The organism is Agarivorans sp. DSG3-1 (genome assembly GCF_046774965.1).
Taxonomy (GTDB): domain Bacteria; phylum Pseudomonadota; class Gammaproteobacteria; order Enterobacterales; family Celerinatantimonadaceae; genus Agarivorans.
On sequence record NZ_CP177241.1, the window covers coordinates 561,929 to 577,594 of the forward strand.

General features: G+C 44.4%; 14 protein-coding genes. 1 reads left to right on the plus strand and 13 read right to left on the minus strand.

Going from position 1 to position 15,666, the window contains the following annotated elements; translation table 11 throughout:
• Window positions 1-20 precede the first annotated feature (20 nt).
• Window positions 21-338, plus strand: a complete 318-nt coding sequence (locus tag ACLD71_RS02695) for a primosomal replication protein PriC (protein WP_303511835.1) — start codon at window positions 21-23, stop codon at window positions 336-338.
• On the opposite strand, the gene ACLD71_RS02700 is transcribed toward ACLD71_RS02695, so the two are convergent.
• From ACLD71_RS02700 to rpoC, 13 genes are all read right to left on the minus strand, one after another.
• Complete coding sequence (locus ACLD71_RS02700; protein ID WP_411992862.1) at window positions 325-2,235, minus strand: putative bifunctional diguanylate cyclase/phosphodiesterase; 1,911 nt, start codon at window positions 2,233-2,235, stop codon at window positions 325-327. The genes ACLD71_RS02695 and ACLD71_RS02700 overlap by 14 nt on opposite strands.
• 12 nt (window positions 2,236-2,247) lie before the next feature.
• Entirely contained in the window at window positions 2,248-2,739 is a 492-nt protein-coding gene (locus tag ACLD71_RS02705) for a molybdopterin-binding oxidoreductase (RefSeq protein ID WP_411992864.1), read from the minus strand.
• Window positions 2,740-2,935: 196 nt separating this feature from the next.
• A complete protein-coding gene (locus tag ACLD71_RS02710) occupies window positions 2,936-3,799 on the minus strand; it encodes a hypothetical protein (protein WP_411992865.1) in 864 nt (287 codons plus the stop codon).
• A 231-nt stretch (window positions 3,800-4,030) separates the two neighbouring features.
• A protein-coding gene (locus ACLD71_RS02715; protein WP_411992867.1) for an IS3 family transposase occupies window positions 4,031-5,235 on the minus strand; the annotation gives its coding sequence in 2 pieces (ribosomal slippage) (window positions 4,031-4,848 and window positions 4,848-5,235; 1,206 coding nt in all).
• A gap of 108 nt (window positions 5,236-5,343) precedes the next feature.
• The gene (gene tuf / locus ACLD71_RS02720; RefSeq protein ID WP_137674361.1) at window positions 5,344-6,528 is read right to left on the minus strand and encodes an elongation factor Tu; all 1,185 of its coding nucleotides are present in this window, start codon (window positions 6,526-6,528) and stop codon (window positions 5,344-5,346) included.
• A gap of 66 nt (window positions 6,529-6,594) precedes the next feature.
• Window positions 6,595-8,688 carry an elongation factor G gene (fusA, locus tag ACLD71_RS02725; protein WP_137674347.1) on the minus strand — a complete coding sequence of 698 codons (2,094 nt, stop codon included), beginning with the start codon at window positions 8,686-8,688 and terminating at the stop codon, window positions 6,595-6,597.
• Window positions 8,689-8,766: 78 nt separating this feature from the next.
• Window positions 8,767-9,237, minus strand: coding sequence for a 30S ribosomal protein S7 (gene rpsG, locus ACLD71_RS02730; protein ID WP_137674348.1), 471 nt, complete (start codon window positions 9,235-9,237; stop codon window positions 8,767-8,769).
• 94 nt (window positions 9,238-9,331) lie between these two features.
• Window positions 9,332-9,706 carry a 30S ribosomal protein S12 gene (rpsL, locus tag ACLD71_RS02735; RefSeq protein ID WP_016404065.1) on the minus strand — a complete coding sequence of 125 codons (375 nt, stop codon included), beginning with the start codon at window positions 9,704-9,706 and terminating at the stop codon, window positions 9,332-9,334.
• Between the two features lie 143 nt (window positions 9,707-9,849).
• Window positions 9,850-10,125, minus strand: coding sequence for a sulfurtransferase complex subunit TusB (gene tusB / locus ACLD71_RS02740; protein ID WP_411992870.1), 276 nt, complete (start codon window positions 10,123-10,125; stop codon window positions 9,850-9,852).
• 1 nt (window position 10,126) lies between these two features.
• Entirely contained in the window at window positions 10,127-10,486 is a 360-nt protein-coding gene (tusC, locus tag ACLD71_RS02745; RefSeq protein ID WP_411992871.1) for a sulfurtransferase complex subunit TusC, read from the minus strand.
• Window positions 10,483-10,875, minus strand: a complete 393-nt coding sequence (gene tusD, locus ACLD71_RS02750; RefSeq protein WP_411992873.1) for a sulfurtransferase complex subunit TusD — start codon at window positions 10,873-10,875, stop codon at window positions 10,483-10,485. The genes tusC and tusD overlap by 4 nt, the downstream gene beginning before the upstream one ends.
• A gap of 6 nt (window positions 10,876-10,881) precedes the next feature.
• Window positions 10,882-11,265 carry a RidA family protein gene (locus ACLD71_RS02755; RefSeq protein ID WP_411992874.1) on the minus strand — a complete coding sequence of 128 codons (384 nt, stop codon included), beginning with the start codon at window positions 11,263-11,265 and terminating at the stop codon, window positions 10,882-10,884.
• Between the two features lie 140 nt (window positions 11,266-11,405).
• Window positions 11,406-15,605: a DNA-directed RNA polymerase subunit beta' gene (gene rpoC, locus ACLD71_RS02760; protein ID WP_137674353.1), complete on the minus strand. Its 4,200-nt coding sequence runs from the start codon at window positions 15,603-15,605 to the stop codon at window positions 11,406-11,408.
• Window positions 15,606-15,666: the final 61 nt, after the last annotated feature.

Below are 15,666 nucleotides of genomic sequence, written 5' to 3' on the forward strand. Positions count from 1 at the left end.
TAGACACAGTGACCTTTTCAATGGATAAAACCAAGCTCGTTGAGCAAATACAAGAAAACTTAAAAGACATTTACCATAAAGCCATTGATGCAGATAGCGTGTTAAAGCAGCAGCAAGAGCAAGGTAAAGCCAAGTTTAGTGCGCTGTTCAAAGACAGCTTGTTTAAAGACCAACATCGCCAGTTTTTACCTTATGTAGAAGAGTTAGCCAGTGACTTGGTATTGTTACAAGAATGCCAAGACGATGAGCACTTTGTCACTCAACTAAAAGTAATGGTGGCTAAACTTGAGCAAATGCATAAGTTACTAGTTGAATTTAAACAACTTACTCGCCAATAGCCGGCTTAATGGTTTCACGTAAATAGGGGGAAAATTCTTCGGCCTGCGCCCAAGCAGCAATGGCCGCCCCTAATACAAACACTTCCTTGGTAATGCCTTTAAGCTGATTTAGATGCTGTTCGTTCTCCACGCCATCTACCATCAGCTTCACGCCTAAGCGATTAGCAAACATCACCGTAGCCGTTAGCATAGGCTGTTTATCGGTTGAATTTAGTAACTCAGCCATTAAAGACTTGGCCCCACGCAGGTATTGCACCGGTAGGTGATTTAACAACTCCAGAGGACATTCTGCGCTGCCAAAATTATCCAGCGATAAACTCACACCAATTCTGCGTAATTCTCTAATAGCGTCGACACAATCCAGCAGCATTTGCTGGTCACTATCGATGATATTAATGATTAATCGATGCGGCAGAATACGACTCTCTATCAGTACTTTATTCACTAATACTAATAAATCAGTATGTAAAGTAGAGGAGGAAATAGACACCGCTAATTGCAGATGAGGGTCAACCGCGTGGTGCCAGCGTTTAAGCTGTTGGGTGGCAGCTCGTAGTACCCAAGACTCTAACGTGACCACACAGCCGCTGGCATGTGCAATACTCACTAGTTCGTCTTGTTCAATCCAGCCGTAAATGGGATGTTTCCAACGCGCTTGAACTTCTGCTCCCACTACTTTATCACTCGTAAGATCTACAATGGGTTGGTAAAACAAACTTAAATCTTGTTGGTCTAGCGCTGATCGCAGTTCGCTCAGTAATTGTTGTTCGCGCTCTTTAGCTAACTGCATTTCGCCTTCGAAAAACTGCCAAGAACTGCATCGGAATTGCTGCTTAGCTTGATACATCGCAGTATCAGCCTGCCCCAATATCGTTAACCAGTCCTCGCCGTTGTCTAAAGCCATGCTGATACCAATACTGGTACCAACAAAACACTCACGCCCTTCTAAAGACATTGGTTTTTCTATTACATTGATTAAGCGTTCAGCAAAACCAGAACAATCTTCATTAGAGCGCACGCGTGTTTGTACGATGGCAAATTCATCACCACCTAAGCGCACTGCAAAGTCACAGTGGCGCATTTGGCCCCCCAAACGTTGCGCGACCAAATTGAGAATTCGGTCACCGTACTCATGCCCGTAATTATCATTAATGCTTTTAAAACCATTTAGGTCCAGCACCATAATGGCGTAATCACGGCGGTTATCTTCGAGGCTATCGACAAATTCACGTAAGCCAGCGCGATTAGGCAGGCCGGTAAGCACATCGTGATTAGCCAAATAACGGTTTATGTGATTCTCGCGCACAATCATCACAATCAGAATAGAACCGCTAATTAATAACGCACCAATCGCAAAGGACAAAATCAGTTGCAGTTGCAGTAACCTAAAGTCGGTTTTCTTATCAAATTCACTATTACGCTGAAACTCGCGATTTACCAAAGTGTTGATTGGCGCAGCATACAGATCAAGGCGCTCGACCAAACGCTCGAACTTTTCATGCGATGGTGGTAAAGCTCGCAACAGCGGCTCGATACGCTGCACCTCTTGAAACAACTCCCGCACCAAATGCTTAGCTGATTGAATGCTCTGAAAGCCTGCAGTTTCCTGGCCTTCCAATAAAACCGGGAAGCGGCTCCACAAAATATCGTAGCGCAACATCAGCTCTGATTGGCTGACGCCATTCAAGCGGTAAAGCTGCAATGCATTAACAAAGCGTCGATGCTCCATTTGCAATTGGACGACAGACCAAGAACTTGTGGATTTAGGCGACTCCAATAGCTGAATAATTTGCCGAAGTTGATACACACAGATCACCGCACTAACAATAAACAGTGAAACAACCAGCGAAATTAAGCCTTTTTTGTATTTTTGAGGAAGCCTAGTAAGCCAATTCATCAACAATTAAACTCACTTAACAATAATGCTGCGCAGCTGCCAAATCATAAAGTCGTTATATGGCATCTGTAACAGCTCTGGGTGTTTATCAATAGGTAACATTAACCATAGCGGTCCCTTGTCACGCACCCGCATCACACGATCGTTATCAGACCAAGCTAAAATAGGTTCAAATTCCGCAATATCGTCAAACTCAATTTCCACTTCGTAATTGTTTAATGCAACCAAAGTGAGCTTAGTAGAACGAGCCCCCGCCATTTCAAGCAGATCAGAGACTTTAGGGCCTTTATAGTGATGACGACTTTCAACCCAAGGATGACGAGTAACAATGGTGTGTTGCGGCATAGCTTGCAGCATTTTTAAATCGAAATCTGCCGCTCCTTCACTATTACTATTTTGAATTAAACCGGCAATGGTAAGAATTGGCTCGTCGGTTGGTTTGGGTAGCTCAGCGGCAGCCAAAGAAGTGCACACCAATAAACTTAGGGCTATCAATATTTTCATAACGCGTCCTCCTTAACGACGTTACTCAACGATCAAATTACATTTACATAGTAAGAAAGTAGTCTCTGTTACTTGAGTATGCGCGAGTTTTTCTCAATAAAAAAGGGCAAGCTGAAAGCTTACCCTTTTTATAAAACACACACTTTTCTATAGATGCTTAATAATTAGATAAAAGTAGTTCTTACTGTTAGCAACCTCAATCTAACTCGACTGTAAACTCTAGGTCCGGATGTAAAATATTATACTCAGCGTTAGTGTCAGTTGCCGGGACATATATTGGGCGCATAATATAGTTATTCCCGGCATTGATAGCTACGCCATCGCTAGCGTCGGCATAGAACAGCCAACTATTTTCGTCACCAGGAGTTGCAGGATACTCGGTACCCGCAGCCAACACTGCAAACTTGTTCCCCAGAGGATGAGCCACCGCATTTATTACAGAGCTTATGTTCCCTGTAGCGATGTCACTAGCTACTAATTCCAATTCGCCGCCATCAGACTTGGTCATGTAAAAATCCACAGGACCTTCAAACCCCGGAGTACTATAACTATTTAGTAAACGTATGTTAAACCGATCATTGTCCGGTCGAGACTGCAAAAACGTTACATGGGCTAAGCGTAAACCTTTAGGTGCTATTGAATGACCGTAGGCGTATATGAGATTAAAGTTACCCGATTTGATCCCTTTAATCGATCCTGCTTCGCCAATTGTTCCAAGAGAGTTTGAGTCTACAGCTGTGAAGGTTACATCTCTAGAACTAACATTTTTCCAAAAATCTTCTGTTAGCTGAGTAGTCTTACTATGAGATAAATAAGGAACGTCAGTCTCTTCCCCAACCGGATTACTTAGCGCAGGACCATAAGAGTAGTATAATTGTAAGTTAATAGGCGCATAATATTGGTTAGAAAAGGCCACTGCCGTTTGGGTTGTTGGATCATCATCAGCCAAAGAATTCCCCCCTCCACCAATCGATACTGAACCTTCGTCACCGCCACACCCAAACAGGCCAAATGACACTAATAGTGCCATTGCAAACTTTATCTTACGTCCCTTTAACATACCACTTCCTTGTCCGTACAAATTAAATCAAACTGATATTTTAACTAATAATATCATTTAATTACCCACCCTTGATACTTTTGTAAAGAAACTCATTAGCGGTGAGTTAATTATTTTCTCTAATGTTGAAGAGCATCAATTTTTTGCGATCCATTTACCTCGATAACGCAACACAGAAATAAAAGTTGAGCAGTTAGTGACCCGTCCTGATATGGGTTGACACTTGATTGACTAAAACGCTCGATGCACTTCATCGGGCGTTTTGTATTTTAGTGCCTCGTGAGGCCTATATTCATTGTAGAGCTTAACCGATTCATCGACCATTTTTCGTGCCTCATTTAAGTTTGTAGGTTTATTCAGCAAGTACTCCACCTTTAGTATTCCATTTATTCTCTCCGCAAGGGCGTTCTGATAACAGTCATAACCGTCTGTCATCGAACAAGATACATTCTGCTGACGGTGTATCGCTTGATATTCACTGGAGCAATACTGAACACCTCGGTCCGAATGATGAACAAGCTCCCCTATAGACCTTCGTTCCTTCAACGCATTTAAGAATGCTTGTTTGACCGTGTAAGCTTTCATATCCTTACCTAGGTGATATCCCACTATTTTTCTTGAGTAAGCATCCGTCACGAGACTGAGATAGGCTTCACCGCTTAGCGTTGCCAAGTAGGTGATGTCAGCCACCCATAACTGCTCTGGTTTATCGGGTATTAGGCCTTCTTTTATGCGGTTAGGATGGCAGTAAAAACGATGATTGCTATGTGCGGTTCGATGGTAAGCGCTTCGATTATGAACTAATAATCGATTCATTCTTAGTAAAGAGAATAAGCGGTCTCGGCCAATATCGATAGCATTCTGGGCAAGTAGGTACTTGAGCTTACGAGCCCCGATACGAGGGTGCATCATTCTTTGTACTTTCACAAAGTTGAGCACTGACTCATCTTTTTGTATTTGGTGAGCCTGGGCAATACCGCGCTTGTAAAAAGCTTGCCGTGTAATACCCATGAAGTGACAGGCTTTCGTTACAGTTAGCTTTCGGACCGCTTTTTCCTTAATAACTCGGCCTTGCGCTTCTTTGAGAGCCGAACTCCGAAGTCTCTATCCATGACTTTTACCACCGCTTCAAAGAAATCAGCTTTCATCTGAGAGTCTTCTAGCTGCTTCTCTAGCTCTTTAATGCGTTGCTCTGGGGTTTGAGGCGAAGAAGAATTTGACATAGCAGTACCTACCATTCTCGTATGCTCTATTCCTTTAGACCAATCTAGTCGACCATGTTTGCGAAGCCAAACTAAAACGGTAAAGCGACCTTGGATCCCATAACGGTCCTGAGCTTGTCGATAAGACATTTCGCCTTTTTCAACTTGGTCTACCACTGCCAATTTAAAGGCAAGAGAATAATTTCGTTGGGTACGTTTACTGGTTGTTTTCATGACACTCTCCAATTTCATGTTGGATATGTGTCAACCTTATTTAGGACGGTACACAAGCAACAAAAAAGGCCGCCTAAGCGACCTTTTCTTCTATTGCACTAAGTCTTCTTATTCGAAGATTTTAGCTACAACACCCGCACCTACTGTACGGCCACCTTCACGGATTGCGAAGCGTAAACCTTCGTCCATCGCGATTGGGCAGATTAGCTCTACAACAAATTTCAAGTTGTCGCCAGGCATTACCATTTCAACACCTTCAGGAAGCTCTACAGCACCTGTTACGTCAGTTGTACGGAAGTAGAACTGTGGACGGTAACCTTTGAAGAAAGGAGTATGGCGGCCACCTTCGTCTTTGCTTAGTACGTATACTTCAGCTTCGAACTTGGTGTGTGGAGTAATTGAGCCAGGAGCTGCAAGTACTTGACCACGTTGTACGTCATCACGCTTAGTACCACGTAACAAAATACCACAGTTCTCACCAGCACGACCTTCGTCAAGAAGCTTGCGGAACATTTCAACACCAGTACAAGTTGTTTTGGTGGTTTCTTTTACGCCAACAATTTCAATTTCTTCTGAAACTTTAACGATACCACGCTCAACACGACCAGTAACAACTGTACCACGACCTGAAATTGAGAATACATCTTCAATTGGTAGTAGGAATGGCTTGTCGATGTCACGCTCTGGCTCAGGAATGTAAGTATCTAGGGCTTCTGCAAGCTCTACAATCTTAGCTTCCCATGCTTCTTCGCCTTCTAGGGCTTTAAGCGCTGAACCTTGGATTACTGGAATGTCATCACCTGGGAATTCGTATTCAGATAGAAGTTCACGAACTTCCATTTCTACTAATTCTAGTAATTCTTCGTCATCTACCATGTCACATTTGTTCATGAATACGATGATGTAAGGTACACCAACCTGACGTGAAAGCAGGATGTGCTCACGTGTTTGTGGCATTGGGCCATCTGTAGAAGCTACTACTAAGATAGCGCCGTCCATTTGTGCAGCACCAGTGATCATGTTTTTAACGTAATCGGCGTGTCCAGGACAGTCTACGTGTGCGTAGTGACGACTTGGAGTATCGTACTCTACGTGTGAAGTAGAAATCGTAATACCACGCTCGCGCTCTTCAGGAGCGTTATCGATTGCTGCGAAATCTTTAGCTTCACCACCGTATACTTTTGCAAGTACGTTAGTAATAGCGGCTGTTAGTGTAGTTTTACCGTGGTCTACGTGGCCAATTGTACCAACGTTTACATGCGGTTTATTACGTTCAAATTTTTCTTTAGACACGATATGTACCTTCTTTTCCATTCCAACCTGCCTCACTCGAGACAGATCAATCATAGTTGAATTAGTTTACTTTGCTTCTACGATAGTATCAGCAACGTTTTTCGGCGCTTCATTATACTCTAGGAATTCCATAGAGTAAGAGGCTCGCCCCTGAGTAGCCGAACGTAGATCTGTAGCATAGCCGAACATTGCAGACAGCGGCACTTTAGACTTAATAATCTTTAAGCCCGCAGCCCCATCGTCCATGCCTTCAATTATGCCACGACGACGATTCAAGTCACCCACTACATCGCCCATCCAATCTTCAGGGGTTGTAACTTCTACTTTCATCATCGGCTCGAGCAGTACTGGATCAGCATCCAATGCGCCTTTTCTGAAGCCCATTGCACCGGCAATTTTAAACGCCATTTCGTTAGAGTCAACATCGTGGAATGAACCATCGAATAAAGTGACTTTAACATCAAGTAGCGGATACCCTGCCAGCACACCCTGATCCATTTGCTCTTTACAGCCTTTGTCTACTGCTGGGATGTATTCCTTAGGAACCGCACCGCCCACAATCTCATTGACAAATTCGTAACCAGCACCTGGCTCTAGAGGTTCCATTCGCAACCAAACGTGACCGTATTGACCACGACCACCGGATTGACGAACGAACTTTCCTTCCACTTCAACTTGCTTGCGAATCGCTTCGCGATAAGCAACTTGAGGTTTACCTACATTACAATTCACGCTGAATTCGCGCTTCATGCGATCTACGATGATATCTAAGTGTAACTCACCCATACCTGAGATAAGGGTTTGTCCAGATTCTTCGTTAGTTTCTACGCGAAACGATGGATCCTCAGCGGCCAATTTACCTAAAGCAACACCCATTTTTTCTTGGTCTGCTTTGGTTCGAGGCTCTACAGCAATTTGAATTACTGGCTCAGGAAATTCCATTCGCTCAAGAACAACTTTATTGTTCATATCACATAAAGTGTCACCCGTGGTTACGTCTTTAAGACCAATCGCAGCGGCGATATCACCAGCACGAACTTCTTTGATCTCTTTACGATCGTTTGAGTGCATTTGCACCATACGACCTAAACGCTCACGTTTTTGTTTAACCGAGTTATACACCGCAGTGCCGGTTTCCACCGTCCCCGAATAAACCCGCATAAAGGTCAACGTTCCCACAAATGGGTCGGTTGCGATTTTAAACGCCAATGCTGCAAATGGCGCATCGTCGTCAGCTGGACAGGCAACTTCGTTGTCTTTTTCGTCCAAACCTTTAATTGCGGCAACGTGATTTGGTGCTGGCAAATATTCTACAACAGCATCAAGCACTGCTTGAACGCCTTTGTTTTTGAATGCCGAACCACAAGTCGCTAACACAATTTCATTATTTAACGTGCGCGTACGCAAACCAAACTTGATTTCGGTTTCAGTTAACTCGCCTTCCTCTAAGTACTTATCCATCAGCTCGTCATTAGCTTCTGCTGCTGCTTCCACGAGTTCTTCGTGAAGCTCTTCAGCGCGGCCAAGTAGATCTGCAGGGATATCTTCGTAGTTGAAGGTGGTACCTTGATCAGCTTCGTTCCAATTAATTGCCTTCATTTTAATCAGGTCAATTACACCAACGAATCCGTCTTCAGCACCTACGTTAAGTTGAATAGGTACACAATTAGCACCCAAGCGATCACGGATTTGCTCGATTACTCGCTCAAAATCTGCACCAGCTCTATCCATTTTGTTCACGAATACCATCCGTGGAACTGAATATTTATCAGCTTGGCGCCAGACCGTTTCTGATTGAGGTTCAACACCTGATGAACCACAAAACACAACTACTGCCCCATCTAATACGCGCAACGAACGTTCAACTTCAATAGTGAAGTCTACGTGCCCTGGAGTATCGATGATGTTTACACGGTGTTCATCGAACTGTGCGTTCATACCACGCCAAAAAGTAGTGGTAGCCGCAGAGGTAATGGTAATACCGCGCTCTTGTTCTTGTTCCATCCAGTCCATGGTGGCTGCGCCATCATGCACCTCACCTATTTTGTGAGATAGACCTGTATAAAAAAGAACACGCTCTGTGGTTGTTGTTTTGCCAGCGTCAACATGAGCAACAATACCAATATTACGGTAGCGCTCAATAGGAGTTGTACGAGCCATTCTTATCCTCTTGCTAAGGAAACATCCTTAGTCTCACATAGAAAGCCGCACAGCTGCGTTAAGCAGCTGTGCAACCAATTACCAGCGGTAATGTGCAAACGCTTTGTTTGCATCAGCCATACGGTGAACGTCTTCACGTTTCTTAACCGCAGAACCTTTGTTTTCCGCTCCGTCTAGGATTTCACCCGCTAGACGTAAAGCCATAGATTTTTCACCACGTTTACGTGCTGCATCTACCATCCAACGCATACCTAATGTGTTGCGACGTACTGGACGTACTTCAACAGGTACTTGGTAAGTAGAACCACCAACACGGCGAGATTTAACCTCTACCGTTGGGCGCACGTTTTCAAGAGCCATTTCAAAGATTTCTTGGTGAGACTTGCCTGATTTCTCAGCGGCAGCGTCTAATGCACCATATACAATCTTTTCTGAAATAGATTTTTTCCCATCAACCATTACTACGTTGATGAACTTAGCCAGAAGTTCTGATCCGAACTTAGGATCTGGTAAGATTTTGCGTTGACCGATCACTCGACGTCTAGGCATTTGAATATCTCCGGTATGCTTCAGGTTTCCCCAAAACGAATTTTAAAAAAATTTCGCTATAACTAAATGTTTGGCCTTACTTAACGGAGAGCCGTTATGACTTAGGACGTTTAGCGCCGTACTTTGAACGTCCTTGACGACGATCACTTACGCCAGCACAGTCTAATGCGCCGCGTACGGTGTGATAACGCACACCTGGTAAATCTTTAACACGACCACCGCGAATCAAAATTACGCTGTGCTCTTGTAGGTTGTGACCTTCACCACCGATGTAAGATGTTACTTCGAATCCGTTAGTTAAACGAACACGAGCAACTTTACGTAGTGCTGAGTTAGGTTTTTTCGGAGTGGTAGTATATACGCGAGTACATACACCACGGCGTTGAGGACACGCAGCTAGTGCTGGTACGTTGCTTTTAGCAACCTTACTTGCACGTGGCTTGCGAACCAACTGGTTAATCGTTGCCATTTTAAATAGCTCCTGAAATTACTTTTTAACGTGTGAAAAATCTACCCCAATTTTGGGGAGGCGAAATTTTATGCGCTCGCAGGAAAAGTGTCAAGGCTTGCTCAAGCTTACAGGCTAATATTTTTCATGGTTGAGAGCCTCGCTCACCACGTTAAGGCAGGGTGATGTGTAACGCTTAGTTGTACCATGGCTTGGTAATCCACTAACACTTTATCGCATACTTCTATACCGCGAGCACTCACATCGGCACTTAACACCGATAACCTACTTTGCTGCTCTAGTTGCAGCAAACGCGGGTCACTGCGCAGCCAAGCGTACACCGCGTCTTCAATCAGTACGAGGTGACCACTGCCATCAAGCTCGCTCAAACAACGCTCAAATACTTCACTTGCGTAAGGATGTCTCATAATATGCAGCATGCTAAAACCTCAATATTGCATGGGCGTTACAGTGCCGTGAATAGAACTCTTTGGAATCTAAAGCTCTCACTGTAATAGCAAGTTGATCTAAGGCTAAGCCTCGCTCCTGCATAGAGGCTGTATCGATAAAGATCTCTTCTACGTCGTATAAATCCAGTAAGCCATATGTAGGCAATACGTCACGTTGCAGAACGGCAGCAGTATCTTGATTGTTGACCAGCTGCCAAACTCCGTCGCCGTCAAAGAAAACCACGACATCTTCAGATATAGCAGAAGATGCTAAAGCCGCATCTAAGGCTTCACGTCCCAAGCTAGAACCGTGAGGAGCGGCACCAAATACAAATACCAAGGACTTATTCATAGTTGCACCACTCTGTCGCTACTTAACATAGCAGTGGCCATTTCAGCCAACCCTGACATAGCAAACTGATGACTCATGTTAAACGACTCGACAGCTTGATTTTCAAGGTCTTCTTTGGCCACTACGCCACGACGATATGCCGCGGCACTGCAAACCAATAACTCACAACCACTATTGTTTTTAAGCTCAATCCAGCAGTGATGAATGTCCACTTCGTCACTTGCAGGCAAGCTAGTACTGAGACTGTTAGTTACGCCATCTAAATAAAAGAATACCGTTTTGAGTTGATGCCCTTCGGCCACTAGCGCATTGGCAAAATTAAGCGCGGTAGCACTGCCTTGCTTGCCATAGAGGGGGCTGGTAACAACTAAGGTATAAGAGAGGCTCATTTTGGATTACTTAATATGAGCAATAGCTTCAACTTCAACCAAAACATCTTTGGGTAAGCGAGCAACCTCTACGCACGAACGAGCAGGCGCACTTTCAGGGAAATAACTGGCATATACATCATTGAAAGCAGCAAAGTGAGCCATGTCACTAAGAAAACACGTTGTTTTGAACACTGTAGATGCGTCAGCTTCCGCTGCGGCTAGCACTGCCATCAGGTTTTCCATCACTTGTTTGGTTTGTTCACTAATACCACCGGCAACAACTTCCATAGTGGTAGGGTCTAGTGGAATTTGGCCAGAAGTAAACACTAACTCATCAATTTTAGTTGCTTGCGAGTATGGGCCAATAGCAGCTGGAGCTGACTCGGTAGATACAATTTGCTTGCTCATAATATGCTCTTATTTTTAATCACTTTTGAAATCGGAGTCTGTGACTAACAAGTAAACTTGTCAAATTTTTTACGAATGAAGCTAAAACAAAAAGCATAAAAAAAGGCAGCCAATGGCTGCCTTTTTTACACTAGAGCAAGTTACTCTGCGTCTGGCGCTGCGTTTAACAAAGCAGCTAAGTTATCAGCAGCCTCATCGGCAGTGATAGGCGCTGGGGCTTCTGCTTTATTACGACGTTCTTCGTGGTAAGCATAACCAGTACCCGCAGGTATCAAGCGACCAACGATAACGTTTTCTTTCAAGCCACGTAGCTCATCCTGTTTACCACCCACTGCGGCTTCAGTAAGCACGCGAGTCGTTTCTTGGAATGAAGCAGCAGAAATAAACGATTCTGTTGATAAAGAAGCTTTAGTGATACCTAACAACTCACGGCGATAAACCGCAGGGCGTTTGCCATCAGCAACTAATTGACGATTTTCAATATTCACTCGCGCTACTTCAGCTTGCTCACCTAGCAAGAAGCTAGAATCGCCGGCATCAAGAATCAAACACTTACGAAGCATTTGACGCACGATAGTTTCAATGTGCTTATCGTTAATTTTCACACCTTGTAAACGGTATACGTCTTGTACTTCGTTTACGATGTAGTTTGCTACAGGGCTAATACCACGCAAGCGCAAGATGTCGTGTGGAGACTCAGGACCATCGGCGATAACTTCACCTTTTTGAACCTTCTCACCTTCAAACACGTTCAAGTTACGCCACTTAGGAATCATCTCTTCATAAGCGTCTGCATCACTAGGAGTAATCACCAAGCGACGCTTACCTTTAGTTTCTTTACCGTAACTAATGGTACCGCTGACTTCAGCAAGAATCGCAGGCTCTTTAGGCTGACGCGCTTCAAACAAGTCGGCTACGCGAGGTAGACCACCGGTAATATCTTTAGTACCGCTTGATTCTTGAGGGATACGAGCAATCGCATCACCAACACCCACTTCTGCAGAGTCTTCCAAGTTAACAATGGCTTTACTCGGTAAGAAGTATTGAGCCGGAATGTCAGTACCAGCAATCAGTACGTCGTTTCCAGAACCGTCAACCAGTTTCACCATTGGACGCATTTCTTTACCAGCGCCTGGGCGCTCGTTAGGGTCCAGTACGTGAATACTTGAAAGGCCGGTAAGTTCATCGGTTTGACGGCTTACAGTGATGCCTTCAACCATATCAACGAACTTAAGACTACCAGGTACTTCAGTAATAATTGGGTGTGTATGCGGGTCCCAGTTGGCAACAACGTCACCAGACTTAACTGCACCACCATCAATCACTTCTAAAATACTACCGTATTGTAGTTTGTGGCTTTCTTTGGTTTGACCCATTTCATCAATGATGGTCAACTCCGTAGAGCGCGATGTAACTACTAGCTTGCCAGCGTTGTTGGTAACAACTTTAGCGTTATGTAGCTTGATTGAACCGGCATTTTTAACTTGAATGCTGTTCTCGGCTGCCGCACGCGATGCCGCACCACCAATGTGGAAGGTACGCATGGTAAGCTGTGTTCCTGGCTCACCAATAGATTGAGCTGCAACAACACCTACCGCTTCACCGCGACCAACCAAGTGGCCTCGAGCTAGGTCACGACCATAACAAAGTGCACAAACACCGAAGTCGTTAGCACAGCTAATTACTGAGCGAACTTTAACGGTATCCACTGAGTTTTCTTCAAGAAGGTCACACAGTTTCTCGTCAAGCAAGGTCTTGTCTTTAAGCAGTACTTCATTGTCTGTACCAGGCTTAATTACGTCACCAACCAATACACGACCAAGAACACGCTCACGTAGTGGCTCAACAACATCACCACCCTCAATATGAGGCGTCATCAAGATACCTTCTTCGGTACCACAGTCGGTTTCGGTAACAACCAAATCTTGTGCAACGTCCACTAAACGGCGAGTTAGGTAACCCGAGTTCGCTGTTTTCAATGCAGTATCGGCCAAACCTTTACGCGCACCGTGAGTAGAGATGAAGTACTGAAGTACGTTCAAACCTTCACGGAAGTTAGCCACAATCGGAGTTTCGATAATCGAACCATCCGGTTTAGCCATCAAACCACGCATACCCGCTAACTGACGAATCTGAGCAGCACTACCACGTGCGCCAGAGTCGGCCATCATAAAGATGCTATTGAAAGAGTCTTGACTCTCTTCTTCGCCATCTTTATTTAGTACCGTTTCAGTAGACAGATTGTCCATCATCGCTTTCGATACTTTTTCGTTGGCCGAAGCCCAAATATCGATAACTTTGTTGTAACGCTCACCCGCGGTAACCAAACCAGCTAAGAACTGTTCTTGGATTTCGCTTACTTCGTCACTGGCTTCTTCCACGATGTCTTTCTTAGCATCAGGGATAACCATGTCGTTAATACCTACAGAGGCACCAGACAAGGTTGCATAATGGAAACCAGTGTACATTAATTGGTCAGCAAAAATAACTGAGTGCTTAAGACCAAGTTTACGATAACAAGTATTCAGCAATCCTGAGATTTGCTTCTTACCCATTGAACGGTTAACAAGTTCGAAAGGCAGACCTTTAGGTACGATTAACCATAAAATGGCACGACCAATGGTGGTTTGCTTGATTTCAGTCTTTTCGATTTTTGAACCATCTTCAGCTACCACAACTTCAGTAATACGCACGTTTACACGGGCATGAATACTGGCTTGCTTAGCACGGTATAACTTCTCTGCCTCTTTAGGGCCAGATAAGTACATACCTTCACCTTCAGCATTTACACGTTCACGAGTCATGTAGTACAGACCCAATACAACGTCTTGCGAAGGTACGATAATTGGCTCACCGTTAGCTGGCGATAGTACGTTGTTGGTAGACATCATCAACGAACGTGCTTCTAACTGTGCTTCTAGGGTCAACGGTACGTGTACCGCCATTTGGTCCCCATCGAAGTCGGCGTTATAAGCCGCACATACTAGCGGGTGTAATTGAATCGCTTTACCTTCAATTAACACTGGCTCAAAGGCTTGAATACCCAAACGGTGCAAGGTTGGTGCACGGTTAAGTAATACCGGGTGTTCACGGATAACTTCTTCAAGAATATCCCAAACCTCACCACCTTCACGCTCAACCATCTTCTTAGCAGCTTTAATCGTAGTCGCAAGACCACGAAGCTCTAGCTTGCCGTAGATGAATGGCTTGAACAGCTCAAGTGCCATTTTCTTAGGTAAACCACACTGGTGTAAACGCAGTGTAGGACCAACGGTAATTACCGAACGACCAGAGTAATCTACACGTTTACCTAGCAAGTTCTGACGGAAACGACCTTGCTTACCTTTGATCATATCAGCCAAAGATTTAAGCGGACGTTTATTAGAACCCGTAATTGCGCGACCACGACGACCGTTGTCTAACAAGGCATCTACTGCTTCTTGCAGCATACGCTTTTCGTTACGTACAATGATGTCTGGAGCAGCTAGGTCTAATAGACGCTTCAAACGGTTGTTACGGTTGATTACACGACGGTATAAGTCGTTCAAATCAGACGTAGCAAAACGGCCGCCGTCTAGTGGAACTAGAGGACGTAAATCTGGTGGAAGAACCGGTAATACGGTCATAATCATCCACTCAGGTTTGTTACCTGAATCGCGGAACGCTTCCATAAGCTTAAGACGTTTAGTGGTCTTTTTACGCTTAGTTTCAGAGTTAGTGGTTTGTAACTCTTCGCGCATTACTTCGATTTCTTGATCAAGGTCTAAATGACGTAGTAAAGCTAGTACAGCTTCAGCACCCATTTTAGCTTCGAACTCATCGCCGTATTCTTCAAGAGAGTCTAAGTACGTTTCTTCGGTCAACATTTGGCCGCGCTCTAAGCTGGTCATGCCAGGCTCAGTCACTACAAATGATTCGAAGTAAAGTACGCGCTCAATATCACGTAGCGTCATATCTAGTAATAAACCGATACGCGATGGTAACGACTTAAGGAACCAGATGTGTGCCACAGGAGACGCTAGCTCAATGTGTCCCATACGGTCACGGCGAACTTTAGACTGTGTAACTTCTACGCCACACTTCTCACAGATAACACCACGGTGCTTCAAACGTTTGTATTTACCACACAAACATTCGTAATCTTTTACTGGGCCGAAAATACGGGCACAGAATAAACCGTCACGCTCTGGCTTGAAGGTACGATAGTTAATCGTTTCAGGTTTTTTAACTTCACCAAAAGACCAACTACGGATCTGATCAGGTGAAGCTAGGCCAATTTTAATGCCTTCAAACTCTTCGGTCTTGCTTTGTTGCTTAAGAAACTTAAGTAAATCTTTCACGTTTCTCTCCAAGTTGGAGTTAAACCTGGGGCGTTTCTAATGAAACGCCCGCCTTGCTTTT